The 15,689-nt window shown below is 64.9% G+C and carries 14 protein-coding genes and 3 tRNA genes; 8 read left to right on the top strand and 9 right to left on the bottom strand.

Annotated features, from left to right (window positions below):
- Positions 1-37: 37 nt before the first annotated feature.
- Positions 38-2,881 carry a ribonuclease E/G gene (locus L0976_RS22195; RefSeq protein ID WP_234189314.1) on the bottom strand — a complete coding sequence of 948 codons (2,844 nt, stop codon included), beginning with the start codon at positions 2,879-2,881 and terminating at the stop codon, positions 38-40.
- Positions 2,882-3,515: 634 nt separating this feature from the next.
- Between L0976_RS22195 and L0976_RS22190 the strand changes: the two genes are divergently transcribed.
- The 3 genes from L0976_RS22190 (at position 3,516) to prfB (ending at position 8,685) form a co-directional block, all read left to right on the top strand.
- On the top strand, positions 3,516-4,757 hold the full coding sequence (locus L0976_RS22190; RefSeq protein WP_234189391.1) for an N-acetylmuramoyl-L-alanine amidase: 1,242 nt from the start codon (positions 3,516-3,518) through the stop codon (positions 4,755-4,757).
- Positions 4,758-5,007: 250 nt separating this feature from the next.
- Entirely contained in the window at positions 5,008-7,455 is a 2,448-nt protein-coding gene (locus L0976_RS22185) for a penicillin-binding protein 1A (RefSeq protein WP_234189313.1), read from the top strand.
- A gap of 98 nt (positions 7,456-7,553) precedes the next feature.
- A protein-coding gene (prfB, locus tag L0976_RS22180; protein ID WP_203318679.1) for a peptide chain release factor 2 occupies positions 7,554-8,685 on the top strand; the annotation gives its coding sequence in 2 pieces (ribosomal slippage) (positions 7,554-7,622 and positions 7,624-8,685; 1,131 coding nt in all).
- A 46-nt stretch (positions 8,686-8,731) separates the two neighbouring features.
- Here prfB and L0976_RS22175 read toward each other — a convergent pair.
- From L0976_RS22175 to L0976_RS22155, 5 genes are all read right to left on the bottom strand, one after another.
- On the bottom strand, positions 8,732-9,226 hold the full coding sequence (locus tag L0976_RS22175; protein WP_203318680.1) for a hypothetical protein: 495 nt from the start codon (positions 9,224-9,226) through the stop codon (positions 8,732-8,734).
- Between the two features lie 31 nt (positions 9,227-9,257).
- Entirely contained in the window at positions 9,258-10,031 is a 774-nt protein-coding gene (locus L0976_RS22170) for an NAD kinase (protein ID WP_203318681.1), read from the bottom strand.
- Between the two features lie 209 nt (positions 10,032-10,240).
- Positions 10,241-10,435 carry a hypothetical protein gene (locus tag L0976_RS22165; RefSeq protein WP_203318682.1) on the bottom strand — a complete coding sequence of 65 codons (195 nt, stop codon included), beginning with the start codon at positions 10,433-10,435 and terminating at the stop codon, positions 10,241-10,243.
- A 194-nt stretch (positions 10,436-10,629) separates the two neighbouring features.
- Positions 10,630-10,833 carry a hypothetical protein gene (locus tag L0976_RS22160; RefSeq protein WP_203318683.1) on the bottom strand — a complete coding sequence of 68 codons (204 nt, stop codon included), beginning with the start codon at positions 10,831-10,833 and terminating at the stop codon, positions 10,630-10,632.
- Positions 10,830-10,997 (bottom strand): hypothetical protein, encoded by a 168-nt coding sequence (locus L0976_RS22155; protein ID WP_203318684.1) that lies wholly within the window; start codon positions 10,995-10,997, stop codon positions 10,830-10,832. Before L0976_RS22155 ends, L0976_RS22160 begins: the two co-directional genes overlap by 4 nt.
- A 622-nt stretch (positions 10,998-11,619) precedes the next feature.
- On the opposite strand from L0976_RS22155, the gene L0976_RS22150 reads away from it, so the two are divergent.
- On the top strand, positions 11,620-11,973 hold the full coding sequence (locus L0976_RS22150; protein WP_234189312.1) for a hypothetical protein: 354 nt from the start codon (positions 11,620-11,622) through the stop codon (positions 11,971-11,973).
- A 163-nt stretch (positions 11,974-12,136) separates the two neighbouring features.
- Here L0976_RS22150 and L0976_RS22145 read toward each other — a convergent pair.
- Both L0976_RS22145 and L0976_RS22140 read right to left on the bottom strand, forming a co-directional pair.
- A tRNA-Thr gene (locus L0976_RS22145) sits at positions 12,137-12,212 on the bottom strand.
- 52 nt (positions 12,213-12,264) lie between these two features.
- Positions 12,265-13,212, bottom strand: a complete 948-nt coding sequence (locus L0976_RS22140) for a LysR family transcriptional regulator (protein ID WP_234189311.1) — start codon at positions 13,210-13,212, stop codon at positions 12,265-12,267.
- 131 nt (positions 13,213-13,343) lie between these two features.
- Here L0976_RS22140 and L0976_RS22135 point away from each other — a divergent pair, with 131 nt between their 5' ends.
- Positions 13,344-13,967, top strand: coding sequence for an FMN-dependent NADH-azoreductase (locus tag L0976_RS22135; protein WP_234189310.1), 624 nt, complete (start codon positions 13,344-13,346; stop codon positions 13,965-13,967).
- A 64-nt stretch (positions 13,968-14,031) separates the two neighbouring features.
- On the opposite strand, the gene rlmB is transcribed toward L0976_RS22135, so the two are convergent.
- Complete coding sequence (gene rlmB / locus L0976_RS22130; protein ID WP_234189309.1) at positions 14,032-14,907, bottom strand: 23S rRNA (guanosine(2251)-2'-O)-methyltransferase RlmB; 876 nt, start codon at positions 14,905-14,907, stop codon at positions 14,032-14,034.
- Positions 14,908-15,165: 258 nt separating this feature from the next.
- Between rlmB and L0976_RS22125 the strand changes: the two genes are divergently transcribed.
- The 3 genes from L0976_RS22125 to L0976_RS22115 form a co-directional block, all read left to right on the top strand.
- A tRNA-Tyr gene (locus tag L0976_RS22125) sits at positions 15,166-15,250 on the top strand.
- A 25-nt stretch (positions 15,251-15,275) separates the two neighbouring features.
- A tRNA-Gly gene (locus L0976_RS22120) sits at positions 15,276-15,349 on the top strand.
- Positions 15,350-15,568: 219 nt separating this feature from the next.
- Positions 15,569-15,689 (top strand): GTP-binding protein (locus L0976_RS22115; protein ID WP_234189390.1); only part of this gene is annotated, 121 nt, incomplete at its 3' end.

Below are 15,689 nucleotides of genomic sequence, written 5' to 3'. Positions count from 1 at the left end.
AAACCGGGCCTCGTTCAATCCGACGATGCAGAGCCTCTCAGAAGAAGCCGCGGCGCTGCCACCAGCCGCCCTTCTTGGGCTTTTCGGCGTCCTCGTCCGTGGCCGCCTCCTTCGTCGAAGACGACTTGATCACCGGCTCCGAGGCGATCCTGGAGATATCGCGATTGGCCCGGGCGGGCTTGGCCGGCTCTTCGAGATCGGCGGACGCCTCGGCGACCTCCGGTTCGGCAGGCGCTGCCTCCGCCGCGGCGACGACCGGGGCCGGCTGTGCCTCGATCTCGCTGCGGGCGGCCTCGTCGGTCGTGGCGTCTTCGACGGCCTTGGCGCGGCTGCGGCGCGCGCGCTTCGGCTTTGCCGGCGGTTCTTCGGCAACGGGCTCGGCCGGGATTTCCTCGGCTGCAACCGCCACGTCCGTTTCGGCGACCTCCACCTCGTCGGCATCGCCGCCTTCGGCGTCATTCTCGCCATCGGCGTCGTCCGCTTCGGCGCCGGCTTCGAGCGAGCCGTCCTCGGGACGGTTGCGACGGCCGCCACGCTTGCCGCGGCGACGGCGCTTGCGGCGCTGCTCGGGCGTCTCGTCGGCCTGCGCCTGAGAGGCTTCCGCGCCCTCTTCGCCGTCCACCTCGTCGTCGTCGAGCACATCCTCGTCGCCGGCCTGTTCGCCGCCGAAGGATGCGGTATCGGTGCCTTCGCCGTTCTCGCGGCCACGGCCACGACGGCGACGACGGCGCTTGCGCTTGTTGCGGCCGTTCTCGTCCGAGGAGGTCGACGCGGAGCCCTGCGCGGCCGCAGCCGGACGGGCATCGTCCTCTTCCTCGTCGATCTCGTCCTCGATCACCACATCGTCATCTTCTTCCGGTTCCGGCTCGAAATGCAGGATCTGGTCGATCTTGACCGGGGTCTCGACAGGCTCGCCGCGGTCGATCGCGAAGTGCTGCGCGCCGACATGGGCATCCGCCTCGATGATGATGGCGACGCCGAAGCGGGCTTCGTAATCGATGATGGTGCCGCGCTTGTGGTTGAGCAGGTAGAGCGCGATGTCGGGCGTCGCGCGGACGGTGATGTTGTGCGTCGTGTTCTTGAGGAGATATTCCTCGATGCCGCGCAGGACATGCAGCGCGACCGACGACTGCGAGCGGATATGGCCCGTGCCGTTGCAGTGCGGGCAGGTCTGCATCGTCGATTCGAGAACAGAGGCGCGGATGCGCTGGCGCGACATTTCCAGCAGGCCGAAATGCGAGATGCGGCCGACCTGGATGCGTGCGCGGTCGTTCTTGAGATGATCCTTCAGGCGCTTCTCGACGGCCCGGTTGTTGCGCTTCTCCTCCATGTCGATGAAGTCGATGACGACGAGGCCGGCAAGGTCGCGCAGGCGAAGCTGGCGCGCCACTTCCTCGGCCGCTTCCAGGTTCGTCTGGAGCGCGGTCTCCTCGATGGAGTGCTCGCGCGTCGAGCGGCCGGAGTTGACGTCGATCGAGACGAGCGCCTCGGTCTGGTTGATGATGATGTAGCCGCCGGACTTCAGCGTCACCTGCGGCTGCAGCATGCGGTCGAGCTGGGCCTCGATGCCCGAGCGCGAGAAGATCGGATGCACGTCGCGGTAGGGCTGGACGACCTTCGCGTGGCTCGGCATCAGCATCTTCATGAAGGCTTTCGCCTCGCGGTAGCCTTCCTCGCCGGCAACGACGATCTCGCTGATGTCCTTGTTGTAGAGGTCGCGGATCGAGCGCTTGATGAGCGAGCCTTCCTCATAGACGAGGCAGGGGGCCGTGGAGGCGAGCGTCAGCGTGCGGACGTTCTCCCACAGGCGCATCAGGTATTCGAAGTCGCGCTTGACCTCGACGCGGGTGCGGTTCGCCCCGGCGGTGCGCAGAATGACGCCCATGCCCTGCGGAACTTCCAGATCGCGGGCGATCTCCTTCAGGCGCTTGCGGTCCTGCAGGTTGGTGATCTTGCGGGAAATGCCGCCGCCGCGCGCCGTGTTCGGCATCAGCACGGAGTAGCGGCCGGCAAGCGACAGGTAGGTGGTGAGCGCCGCGCCCTTGTTGCCGCGCTCTTCCTTGGCGACCTGCACGAGCAGGATCTGCCGGCGCTTGATGACTTCCTGGATGCGGTACTGCTTGCGCGGCTTGCGCTGCACGCGGTCCGGAACCTCTTCCATGGCGTCTTCGGCGCCGACGGACTCGATGATTTCCTTTTCCTCGCCGCCCTGGTCGTCGTCATCGTCGTCGTCATCGCGGCGGCGACGGCCACGCTTGCGCTCGGCCGGCTCGGAGATCTCGTCGGTGTCGACGGCCATGGCCATCGCGCCGCCGGGCGTCTCGTCGTCGCTGCCCTCGGTGGCGGCGGCGGCTTCTTCGGCGGCCAGCGCTTCTTCCTCGGTCTTCGCCTTGGCCTTGCGGGGGCGGCGCGGCTTCTTCGGCTTTTCGGCCGGGGCCTCTTCGGCGGCGAGATCGGCGGAGGCTTCGACGACTTCCGCCTCGGCGGGCGCTTCCGCCGGGGTCTCCTCGACGGCGGCTGCGGCTTCAGCCTCGCTCTCGCCTGAGGAGCGCGTGCCCGTCTCGATCGGCTCGATGTCGTCGTCGCGGCGGTGCTCCTCGGCCTCGGCCCTCAGGAGCGCCTGACGGTCGGCGAGGGGGATCTGGTAGTAATCCGGGTGGATTTCGGCGAAGGCCAGGAAGCCGTGGCGATTGCCGCCGTAATCGACGAAGGCCGCCTGGAGCGACGGCTCGACGCGCGTGACCTTGGCAAGGTAGATATTGCCGCGGATCTGCTTCTTGTATTGGGATTCGAAGTCGAATTCTTCTATGCGGTTCCCGCGTACGACGACAACCCGCGTCTCCTCAGCGTGAGACGCATCGATGAGCATTTTCTCTGCCATTTAATTTGAGCTCCTCGGCGCAGCCGCAATCCTGGCGGCGAGCCGGTCCCTGAAAGGGACGTGCCGGGGGAGGAGAGGGATGCGCCGGATAAGTAAGTTCCCGTCGGGCCCCGGTGAGGGGTGAGCGGACGGAGGGAGGCCGGAACGCATGCGCTCCAGTGCCGGTTACCCTCTGATAGAATCCGCCGTGACAACATCAACGTCCAACGAGAATGCCAGTGCCATAGACCTGATCGGTCCGATGAAATGCCCTTGGAAAGGGCGTGCGGTGGAAACCCACCTTGACTGTTCCGGCCACCGCCGGTTTACGCGATCTAATCGGCCGGGAAAAAGCAGTGCGACGGCGGATGAAGGCCCGGTTTGGCGCCAAGATCCCGAAGGGGTGGCTGCCTGCTCCAGACGATTCTATCCCGTCTATTCTTTTTCCCTGATTTTGCTTTTATGGCGGATATGTCACAATGGCAAGGGAAAAGCCGAAAGCGTCATAATGTCGTTGGATTTGCCGCTATGTGTGCGGCTGCTGCCGGGCATGCGCCCGCCAGCAAGCTTTGGTTAACCATATGGGGGCATCTATGGGCCGTGTCCAGCACCGCATCGCGCGGTTTCCACGCGTTTGAACGGACTGCCAGTGGTGATGCTACGCCTTCCGACCGACAATCCGCTTCGCCGCCTCGGGCGTGCGCTGTTTCTCGTCCTTTGTCTTGCGGCGGGCACGCCCGCTTGCGCGGCGGCCGCTTCCCCGGCGCCGCTGCTCGCCTTCGGCGCGCGCATTGCCGGTGACGATGCCCGCACGCGCATCATCATCGACTTCGACCGCAAGCCGGATTTCGCGGTCCATTACGTCGCCAATCCCTACCGCGTGCTGATCGACCTGCCGGAGACCGATTTCGGCATCAAGGCGGAGGAACTGGAGGCGCGCGGCATCTTCTCCGAGATCCGCTACGGCACGATGGCGGCCGGCCGCTCCCGCATCGTCCTGACGGCCACGCGCCCGGTCGGAGTGGTGCTTGCCGAAGTGCAGGAAGAGCAGGGCGCGGCAAGCTACCGCCTCGTGATCGACACGGCGATCGTCACCGGCGAGGTCTTTCAGGCCCAGATGGAAAAGCAGAGCTGGCAGGAGGCCGCGGTCCCGGCGGGCGGCGAGCAGCCCGCCGTCATGCTGCCCGGCGGCAAGGCGGACGGGCCCTTCGTCATCGCGGTCGACGCGGGCCATGGCGGCATCGACAACGGCGCGCGCGGCGGCGTCACCAAGACGGAGGAAAAGCACGTCACGCTCGCCTTCGCCCGAGAGCTTGCCGCCGAGCTGAACAGGCTGCCCGGCACGCGCGCGATCCTGACGCGCGACAAGGACGAGTTCCTTTCCCTCTCCCAGCGCGTGCAGCTCGCCCGCAGCGAAGGCGCGAACCTGCTGATTTCCATCCATGCCGATACCTTGAAGCAGAAGGACATCCGCGGCGCGACGATCTACACCATCTCCGACAAGGCCTCCGACAGCCTTGCCGCCAGCCTTGCCGAGCGCGAGAACCTTTCCGACCAGATCGCCGGCGTCGCCTTCGTCGACGAGCCCGCCGAGGTCGCCGACATCCTGCTGGACCTCACCCGCCGCGAGACCCAGGCCTTCTCCATCAATCTCGCCCAGAACGTGGTCGACAAGTTCAAGGACGAGGTGCTGCTGATCAACAACCCGCACCGCCATGCCGGCTTCCGCGTGCTGACCGCGCCGGACGTGCCGTCGATCCTGCTCGAACTCGGCTTCCTGTCGAACAAGGACGACGAGCAGTTGCTGGTCGACCCGGCCTGGCAGAAGAAGGTCGCGGGCCTCATCGCGGGGGCCGTGGAGCAATATCGGACCGCCATCGTCGCGAACGGCGGTTGAGGCGGGCCTGGCGGACGGCCGACAGGTTGTGCCGGCGTCTGCTGTGCCGGAAAAGTGACAGCGGCCGCCATTGTGCGGTGGCGAAGCCGCAACACATGCTGTAAGCCCTATTTTCCTCACATTCCGATCGCTAGACGGGGCGGGAAAACAGGACGACTCGTCTTCGACACGAAGGCGCAAAGGCCGGCTAGGCCGGGCGGCAGGTCCGCCCGATGAAAATTATAAGACATAGGGCATCGGTAACTGGCTCATGATCAGACTGATTGGATATTTCTTCGGGATTGGCGCCGTGTTCTTTCTCGGCGTGGCGGGGGCGGTCGCCCTCTATCTCGGAAGTGTGGCCAAGGATCTTCCCGATTATGAGGTCTTGAACAACTACGCGCCGCCGGTGACGACCCGCGTCCATGCCGGCAACGGCGCGCTGATGGGCGAATATGCCCGCGAACGCCGCCTTTACCTGCCCATCCAGGCGATCCCGGACCGCGTCAAGGCCGCCTTCCTCTCTGCGGAAGACAAGAACTTCTACCAGCATCCCGGCGTCGACGTGACCGGCCTTTTCCGCGCCATCGTGGTCAACCTGCAGAACATGGGCTCGGGCCGCCGTCCGGTCGGCGCATCGACCATCACCCAGCAGGTCGCCAAGAACTTCCTGCTCTCCTCGGACCAGACCATCGACCGCAAGGTCAAGGAAGCGATCCTTTCCTTCCGCATCGAGCAGGCCTATTCGAAGGACCGCATCCTCGAACTCTACCTCAACGAGATCTTCTTCGGCCTGAACTCCTACGGCATCGCCGGCGCCGCGCTCACCTATTTCGACAAGTCCGTCACGGAACTGTCGATCGCCGAGACCGCCTATCTCGCCGCCCTGCCGAAGGGACCGTCGAACTACCATCCCTTCCGCCGCACCGAGGCCGCCATCGAGCGCCGCAACTGGGTCATCGACCGCATGGTCGAGAACGGCTATGTCAGCCAGAGCGACGGCGCGGACGCCAAGGCACAGCCGCTCGGCGTCACGCCGCGCCACCGCGGCACCTCGCTCTTCGCCTCGGAATATTTCTCGGAAGAGGTCCGCCGCCAGATCATCGAGCGCTACGGCGACAACGCGCTCTACGAAGGCGGCCTGTCGGTCCGCACCTCGCTCGATCCGCGCATCCAGGTCGCCGCCCGCAAGGCGCTGCAGCACGGCCTGCTGAGCTATGACGAGCGCCGCGGCTTCCACGGTCCGGTCAAGTCCATCGAGATCGGCGGCGACTGGGGCGTCGAACTCGCCAAGATCGATTCGCTTGCCGATGTGCCGGAATGGAAGCTCGCCGTCGTGCTCGCCGTCGACGACGGCGGCGCCGACATCGGCCTGCAGCCGAGCAAGGATGCCTCCGGCAAGGTCGTCGCCGAGCGCGTGACCGGCCGCATCGAGGCCAAGAGCATGAGCTGGGCCTATCGCTCGGCCAAGGGCGACCGCAAGACGGCCAGGTCTCCCGCCGGCGTCTTCGGGGCCGGCGACGTCGTCTATGTCGAACCGATGGAAGGCGGCACCTACCGGCTGCGCCAGCCGCCGAAGGTGCAGGGCGGTCTCGTCGCCATGGACCCGCACACCGGCCGCGTGCTCGCCATGGTCGGCGGCTTCTCCTACGGCCAGTCCGAATTCAACCGCGCCACGCAGGCGATGCGCCAGCCGGGCTCGTCCTTCAAGCCCTTCGTCTATGCCGCGGCCCTCGACAACGGCTATACGCCCGCCTCGGTGATCCTGGACGCGCCGATCGAGATCGTCGCCGGCGGCCAGGTCTGGCGCCCGCAGAACTACGGCGGCGGCTCGGCCGGCCCCTCGACGCTGCGCCTCGGCATCGAGCGCTCGCGCAACCTCATGACGGTGCGCCTCGCCAACGACATGGGCATGAACCTCGTCGCCGAATATGCCGAGCGCTTCGGCATCTACGACAAGATGCTGCCCGTTCTCGCCATGTCGCTCGGCTCCGGCGAGACGACCGTGCTGCGCATGGTCTCGGCCTATGCGGTGCTCGCCAATGGCGGCAAGCAGATCAAGCCGTCGCTGATCGACCGCATCCAGGACCGCTACGGCAAGACGATCTTCCGCCACGAGGAGCGGACCTGCGAGAACTGCAACGCCAGCGACTGGGAAAACCAGGAGGAGCCGACGCTGGTCGACAACCGCGAGCAGGTGCTCGACCCGATGACCGCCTACCAGATCACCTCCATGATGGAAGGCGTCGTCACCCGCGGCACCGCCGCCGGCAAGATCAAGCTCGACCGCCCGACGGCCGGCAAGACCGGCACCACCAATGACGAGAAGGACGCCTGGTTCGTCGGTTATACGCCCGATCTCGTCGCCGGCCTCTATATCGGTTTCGACAACCCGGCCCCGCTTGGCCGCGGCGCGACCGGCGGCTCGCTCTCCGCGCCGATCTTCAACGAATTCATGCAGGCCGCCCTCGAAGGCACGCGCCCGACGAAGTTCATCGTGCCCGAGGGCATGAAATTCATCGCCGTCAACCGCAAGACCGGCATGCAGGCCTATGAAGGCGACCCGGACACGATCATGGAAGCTTTCAAGCCCGGCACTGGCCCGGCCGACGTCTTCTCCGTCATCGGCGGCGACGAATATGCCACGCCCGAGGAGATCCTGAAGAGCTCGCCGCAGGCCAACCAGGCGGTGACGGGCGGCAGCGGCGGCCTGTTCTGATCCAGCGGGATCCTTTTGCGGGCGGGCGCGGGCTTTACATCCGCGCCCGCCCTCTCTATTTCGGGGCCACCGAAACCTGAAGCATCGAAGAAACGGACATGCGCGCGGAAATCGAGAATATCGTCGACGAAATCAAGCAGGCCATAAGCCTGCTGAGGAGGCATCTTTGACTGGGATCAGGCAATAAGACGTCTGGACTGGTTGAACAACAAGGCGGAGGACCCCACCCTCTGGAACGACGCCCAGGAAGCCCAGAAGCTGATGCGCGAGCGCCAGCAGCTCGATGAGGGCATCAATGGCGTCAAGGCCATCGAGCAGCAGCTCAGGGACAATGTCGAGCTGATCGAGCTCGGCGAGGAGGAGGGTGACGATTCCGTCGTCAAGGACGCCGAGGCCGCGCTGAAGACGCTTGCCGGCGAGGCCGCGCGCAAGCAGGTGGAAGCCATGCTCTCCGGCGAGGCCGACGGCAACGACACCTATCTCGAAGTGCATTCCGGCGCCGGCGGCACGGAAAGCCAGGACTGGGCGAACATGCTCCTGCGCATGTACACCCGCTGGGCGGAGCGCTCGGGCTACAAGGTCGAGCTGCTCGAAGTCCACGACGGCGAAGAGGCCGGCATCAAGTCCGCGACCATCCTCGTCAAGGGCCACAACGCCTATGGCTGGCTCAAGACGGAATCGGGCGTGCACCGGCTGGTGCGCATCTCGCCCTATGACAGCAATGCGCGGCGGCACACCTCGTTCTCGTCGATCTGGGTCTATCCCGTCGTCGACGACACGATCAACATCGAGGTGAACGAGAGCGACTGCCGCATCGACACCTATCGTTCGTCGGGCGCCGGCGGCCAGCACGTCAACACGACGGACTCGGCCGTGCGAATCACCCATATCCCGACCGGCATCGTGGTCGCCTGCCAGCAGGAGCGCTCGCAGCACAAGAACCGCGCCAAGGCCTGGGACATGCTGCGTGCCCGCCTCTACGAGGCGGAGCTGAAGAAGCGCGAGGAGGCCGCCAACGCCGAATCCGCCTCCAAGACGGACATCGGCTGGGGTCACCAGATCCGTTCCTACGTCCTGCAGCCCTACCAGCTCGTCAAGGACCTGCGCACCGGCGTCGAAAGCTCGGCCCCGTCGGATGTCCTCGACGGCGAGCTCAACGAGTTCATGGAGGCCGCGCTCGCGCATCGCGTCAACGGCGGCGCGGATGCGGTCGTCGACGACCTGAACTGAGCCTAGCCGGATAGGATATGGTGAACGGGCGCTTCGGCGCCCGTTTTCAGTTCGTCGCCCGCTCGACCTTGATCTCGCCGAGATCGTCGATCAGCACGGTCCAGCTTTCGGGCTCGGCGACATTCGGATCGGTCTTCAGGTAGACGGTGGCGAAGAGGCCTGGCTGCGTGGTGATGCCGGAAGAGTTCTCCGGGCGGATGTCGGTCACATAGGGCTTCATGGCCGAGAACTCGTCCAGCACGGTGGAGGAGGCGACCTTCGGGCCACCGTCGGTCGCCTCGATCTGCTGCAGGTGGACCTGCGCCGTGCCATCGGGCTGGCGCACGGCGGCCAGCTTGTAATAGCCGCGGCGCATGGCGGCCTGCTGGCCGCTGTCCGGCCTGGCGCTCGCGTCGGTGTCGTCCTCGGCCGGTTCCTCCCAGAATCCGGTGCTCACCACGAAGGTCACCGTTTCCGGGACGGGCGATTCGTCCGCGGCCCTGACCGGAGAGCCGGCGAGGAGAAGGAAGGCGAGGGCGCTGGCAAGCATGTGCCGTTTCATGGCGAAGTCCTGTCCCGTTGCTGTCGCACCGTCAATAATCGAATTGTTCGGCGAGAATCCGGTCGGACCAGGAATGATCCGGGTCGGAGAGGATGCGCGCCGAAAGGCCGGCCGATTCGGCGATCCGCACCGTGGTGACGGACTTCACCTCGGTGTTGTCGGCGACCGCATTGACCGGCCGCTTCTCCGCCTCCAGCACCTCGATCTCCACCGTCACCTTGTTGGGCAGCAGCGCGCCGCGCCAGCGGCGCGGCCGGAAGGCGCTGACCGGCGTCAGCGCGAGAAGCGGCGCCTCGAGCGGCAGGATGGGCCCGTGGGCGGAAAGGTTGTAGGCCGTGGAGCCGGCGGGCGTGGCGAGCAGCAGGCCGTCGCAGATCAGCTCCTCCAGCCGCACGCGCCCGTCCACGCTGACGCGCAGCTTGGCGGCCTGGTAGGACTGGCGGAACAGATAGACCTCGTTGATGGCAAGCGCCCGGCGCTCCTGGCCGCTCGCATCGCCCGTCACCATCTCCAGCGGGCGGAAGGCGTTCTCCACGGCCTTCTCGATGCGGGCCGGCAGGTCCTTCGCATCGTAGCGGTTCATCAGGAAGCCGATCGAGCCGCGGTTCATGCCGTAGACCCGCTTGCCGGTATTCATCGTCGTGTGCAGCGTCTGCAGCATGAAGCCATCGCCGCCGAGCGCGACGATCACGTCGGCCTCTTCCGGATCCGTATTGCCGTAGATGGCGATCAGTTCGTCGCGCGCTTCCTGCGCTTCGGACGCCTGCGAGGCGACGAAGGAGAGGGATGTGAAATTACGCGTCATGCCCTGATCCGCATCCTCGCTGCAAAGCCTTGCCCGAACCGGTGCGTTCCACGCGCCGTTCGCCTCTGCGCTCCCGCTCCCTGTTTCCACGCAACGTTCGCGCTTCTGCCGGAATTGCGCCAGGCCGGTCTTTGTCGCATGCCTTTACGGCATGCGCACCTGAAAAATATGACGGCGATGGAAAGGGGAAGGCGGCTGCTCGCCTCTGCTCAGGATTTCCCGCCGCCGGCCTGCGCTTCGAGCTTCTTGAGCACGGCCTGCCCCGCGGCGGCCGCCTGGAGCGGATTGGGGAACGGGCCGTTCACCGGATAGGTGACGCCGCGATAGGTCAGCGCGAAGAAATAGCGCCCCTTGCTGTCCTTCTCCACCGTGACCTTGGAAACCGGGTCCTTGTCTGCCGCCACGTCCGTTCCTCCGCATGATCGTTTCGCACAGGCCCCATCGGCGGAGCCGAACCCGAAACGGGAATGATGGTGCCGCAAGGCACCGGTTTCGAGCTACAGACGCCTATAGGACAGTCGGCCGCGCGCGGCAATGGATCGATGCGGGAGGAACGGGCGGGCACGCCCTGGATGCCCGGCAACGTGACTGCTGATGATCACGAATTCCGGCCACGGTCCCGCTGCGGGAACGCATATCTGCGCGCCATGCCCAGCGTGGCGACCGCCAGCCGTTCCTCGACCGCGTCACGTTCGGCGATCATGGTGCGAAGGGCCTCCAGCGCATCGCCATTGTGAAGCGCGAGAATCTCGACCGCTTCCTCGCGGCCGGCAGGTTGCGTGCGGCGGCCGGACAATGTCATTGCAGTCGAAGCTCCAACTGCTTCTTGCTCTTCAGGACATAGAGCGGCTTTGCGACTGCCGCTGCCTTGCGCTGAAGCTCGAGGCGGTTCTGCATTTGCCGCTCCCTCAGAGACCGGCAGGCTTCCAGGATGGCATTTCCGCGTTCCAGCGTATCGTTCTGCATGGTCGCATCCTCCAAATGTTCTCATTATGTTCTTTTTCCGGATGAAGTCAAGCGCCGGGCGTGACAGCTTCAAAGCGTGGTGCGAACGAAATGGGACATGCTTCGAACCGTCTCCTGCGTGTAGGAGGCGTGATTTTGCGTGAAATCCCAGGCGATCGCGCAGACAAGTGCGAAAATGGCGATGACGTATCTCATTGGCACCCCGGACGACGAAGGAATGCACTGGTTAAGCGAGTACGAAAGCGCAGGCGGTCGAAGTGAACGGCGGACTGCGAGGATATGGTGGGCCTCGCCCCGGACTATGTCTAACGAATTTTAGATTTGCTGCATAAACACTGCAGGGATAGCTAGCGCGCGGTTAAGGCAGGGGCGGGAGTGTAACGAAATGCGTCACAGGCCGGCGAATGGATCGTTTCGGACCCATGCAGCCGCCTGACGGCGTGAGCTTGCGACCCTCGCACCGAACGCCCCGCACAAAGGCGGAGCGACGTTAACAAAGCCGTCACGGGATGGCTAACTCTGCCGGGCCGGGTTGTTCTGACGCCCTCAGATCGCGTGGAACATTTGCCAGATGGAGGGGTTGTTGGATCATGCGGATCAACCGCCGAAAGAGGAGATACAGATGTTTTTGAAACTGGCAACGGTCACGGCTACGGCCGCACTTATCAGCTTTTCCGCTTACGCCCAGACCCAAAGCGGCGACACGAATAATACCCAGGGCGGTGAAGCCGATCATTCCGCGGTGAACCAGGAAGCTGGCGATATGCACCAGGTCTGGTCCGGTGCGTCGGGTGACGTGTTCTTCAGCGACACCAGCACCCGCAAGATGCGCTCGGAAGCCGAATGGCCGGATCGCTGGTCCAAACTGTCGGACGACCAGCGCGCTGAAATCAAGCGCAACTGCGACGCCGCATCGCAGACCAACCGGGACGAAGCTGAAACCGGCGCCATCTGCACTTTCGTCGGCAAGAATTGATCCGACCGGTCATGAAAGAACAGCCGCGCCATGTGCGCGGCTGTTTCTTTTTGTGCACGTCCCCGAAGCACCTGGCACGCCGTCACATCGCCGAATCGGCGCACGTCATGGCGAACCGGCGAAACGCTCGCCCGCTTCCCAAAATCACGATTGAGAGAATAAGTGGTGCCCCCAGCAAGACTCGAACTCGCGACCCCCTGATTACAAATCAGGTGCTCTACCAACTGAGCTATAAGGGCACTCCGCGAGGGAGTTAGCATATTCTCCGCCGCTGTAAAGCAAAAAGGCCGGTCAGATCGACCAGTTGCCGTCGGAAGCGGCCCTCGGCACGATTTCCTGGCAGCGCTGCATGGAGTGCGGCAGGTTCTCCGCAAGGTGGTCGAGGAGGGCGCGCACGGCCGGCAACATGCCGTGACGCGAGGTGAAGACGGCGTGCACGGCAGACTCCGCGCTCGTCCATTCCGGCAGCACCGGCGTCAGCACGCCGGTGCGGAACCCGCGCTCGACGATCATGTCCGGCAGCAGGCCGAGGCCGACCCCTTCGATCGTCGCCCGCTCCAGCACGCTGAAATCCGAGCAGGCGAGCACGGGCGAGTGGGCGACGTCGCGCATCTCGCCATCGGCGTGGAAAAGCGTCCAGATGGCGCGCGGCGTGTTTTCCTGCATGGAGAGGGTGGGCACGCGGGCGATGTCGTCAAGGCCAATGGGCCCGTGACGCTCCAGGAAGCGCGGGCTCGCCGCGAGGTAGCGCCGCGTGCCGCCAAACCGGCGCACGATCAGCGACTGGTCTGTATCGTAGGTGTCGCGCACGCGCAGCGCGACGTCGATCCGCTCCTCGATGAGATCCACCGGCCGCCCGGTGGTGAGGATGGACAGGCGCACCCGCGGATAGCGCTTCATGAAGCCGGGAAGGATGTCGGCCACGAGAGGCGCAAAGCCTGGCGGCATCGACATGCGCACGGTCCCCGCCGGCTCGGCCTTGGCAACGGCGACCACGGCCTCGGCGGCCTCCACGCCGGAGAGCACCGCCTCGCAGCGCTCGTAGAAGGATTGGCCGATGTCGGTGACGGCGAGCTTGCGGGTGGACCGCTCGATCAGCCGCACGCCGAGCTGCTCCTCCAGCGCCGCGATGCGCTTGCTGATCTTCGATTTCGGCACCGAAAGCGCATTGGCGGCCGCGGTGAAGCCCTTGTGCCGCACCACGGCGGCGTAAAGCGCGAGATCGTTCAGGTCCTGCATGGCGTCATCTCCAGTGGTCGCCCGATTTATTGTTTCTCATTTGAAACGGTCAATTGGATTTTTGCCGTCTAATCATGCGATTGTTTTCGGAACATATGTCCTGCACCCCATTTCAACAAAGGTGCTGCCCCATGAACGTCCTCCATATCGATTCCGGCATTCTCGGAGACCATTCCGTATCCCGCCGCCTGACGGCCGCCGTCGTCGCCCAGATCAAGGCTGAACAGCCCGCCGTCGCCGTCACCTATCGCGACCTCGTCGCCAGCCCGTTGCCGCACCTTTCCGGCGCCCACCTGATGGCCGCGAATGCCAGGCCGGAAGAGATCGACGCCCAGATCGCGTCGGATGTCGAGGACAGCAAGACCGTGCTGGAGGAGTTCCTCGCCGCCGATACCGTCGTCCTCGGCGCCCCCATGTACAATTTCTCCCTGCCGAGCCAGCTCAAGGCCTGGATCGACCGCATCGCCGTCGCCGGCAAGACGTTCCGCTACACGGCGGAAGGTCCTGAAGGCCTTGCCAACGGCAAGAAGGTCGTCATCGTTTCCACCCGCGGCGGTCACTACAGCGCCGGCCCGGCGGCGGTGATGGATCACCAGGAAAGCTACCTGAAGGCCGTGCTCGGCTTCATCGGCATCACGGATGTCGAGATCGTCCGCGCGGAGGGCCTGAACCTCAGCGCCGATTCGAAGATCGAGGCCATTTCCGAGGCCGAGCGCGTCATTTCCGACCGCGGCGGCCTGAAGATCGCCAGCTAACGATCCTTCCCGGATTGAAAGGCCCGCCGGAAACGGCGGGCTTTTTGTGTTTTCACGCAGGCATTCAGCCGAACAGGTGCCGATGCGTCGCATAGAGCGCGATGGCGGCGGCGTTCGAAACGTTGAGCGACTTGATTGCGCCGGGCATGTCGAGACGGGCGAGCGCCTTGCAGGTGGCGCGCGTCTTCTGCCGCAGCCCCTTGCCCTCCGAGCCCATGACGAGCGCGATGCGCTGGCCGGAAAGCGTGCCTTCCAGCGGCGCCGGGCCTTCCGAATCCAGGCCGACCGTCAGGAAGCCGAGCTTGTGCAGCTCCTCCAGCGCGTCCGACAGGTTGGTGATCTGGATATAGGGAATGAGCTCCAGCGCGCCGGAGGCGGTCTTGGCCAGCACGCCCGATTCGGTTGGCGAGTGGCGCTGCGTGGTGATGACGGCGCCGGCGTTGAAGGCGACGGCCGAGCGCATGATGGCGCCCACATTGTGCGGGTCGGTGACCTGGTCGAGGACGAGGAGCAGGGGCGAATCCTTCAGCGCCTCGAGGCGCCGCACCGGCAGCGGGCGCGTTTCCAGCATCACGCCCTGGTGGATCGCCTCCGGCCCCAGCACCTTGTCGAGATCGGACGGAAGCACGGTCTCGACCGGATAGGGCAGGGTCGAAGGGTCCGGCAGATCCAGCCGCTGGGCGGCATTCTGGCTGACGGAGAGCTTGACGATCCGCCGCTCGGGATTGTCGAGCGCCGCGCGCACCGTGTGCAGGCCGTAGAGATAGACCTGGTCGGGCGCGACGGCCGGCGCCTTCCAGCCCTCCGCCTGCTTGCGGCGGCGGTCGTCCTTGGGTGTCGGGATCTCGCCGCGCTCGCGCCGCTGGTCGCGGTGCGCCCGGCGGAGTTTGGCATAGTGGGTGTCTTTTGCGGACTTGCCGCCGGTATCGTCCTTGCTCATGCGGCCTCTATAAAGCATGTCGCGCAAAAGTGTGCAGCGTTTTGCACGGCGCATGAAAAATCCGGCGCCCGGGGAAGAGGGCAGCGCCAATGGCCGCTCCGGGCACAGGCGTGGGGACGGCGGAAATTTTCGCAATTTTTTCCGGGACGTCGTGTTGACAGGATGAATTGTGCCCGTCATATACCGCGCCAGATCGAAGGCGCCGCCGCAAGGCACTGCCGAACGGTCGACACTGGTCGCTTGATCCCGACGGAATATGGAGGGATGCCCGAGTGGTTAAAGGGGACGGACTGTAAATCCGTTGGCTCAGCCTACGTTGGTTCAAATCCAACTCCCTCCACCATTCCGTTGCTTCGGATCATGACCCCGCGGGTATAGCTCAATGGTAGAGCAGCAGCCTTCCAAGCTGAATACGCGGGTTCGATTCCCGCTACCCGCTCCATTTTCCGCCTTCAAGCAGAGAATCAGCAGCTCGCCATAAGGCTTTGCCTTGAAAAAGCGATTCCGCATCACGATTTAGAGTAAATCTGGCCTGCCTCAGCCCGTTTCCGGCGGATTTCACCCATGCATTTAACGCTTGCGCATTCGTTGCGAAAGCCTTAAACGCCTGCCAAACCGGAAGGGCCGGTTAGCCCAACTTTCGATCAGTAGGAAAGAAGACATGGCAAAAGGTAAGTTTGAGCGCAACAAGCCTCACGTAAACATCGGCACGATCGGCCACGTTGACCATGGCAAGACGTCGACGACGGCAGCGATCACGAAGTATTTCGGCGAGTTCAAGG

The sequence above is a fragment of the Shinella sp. NM-101 genome (genome assembly GCF_021401195.1).
Taxonomy (GTDB): domain Bacteria; phylum Pseudomonadota; class Alphaproteobacteria; order Rhizobiales; family Rhizobiaceae; genus Shinella.
The sequence above is the reverse complement of the archived record's forward strand: the minus strand, read 5'-3'. Positions and strand labels throughout refer to the sequence as shown.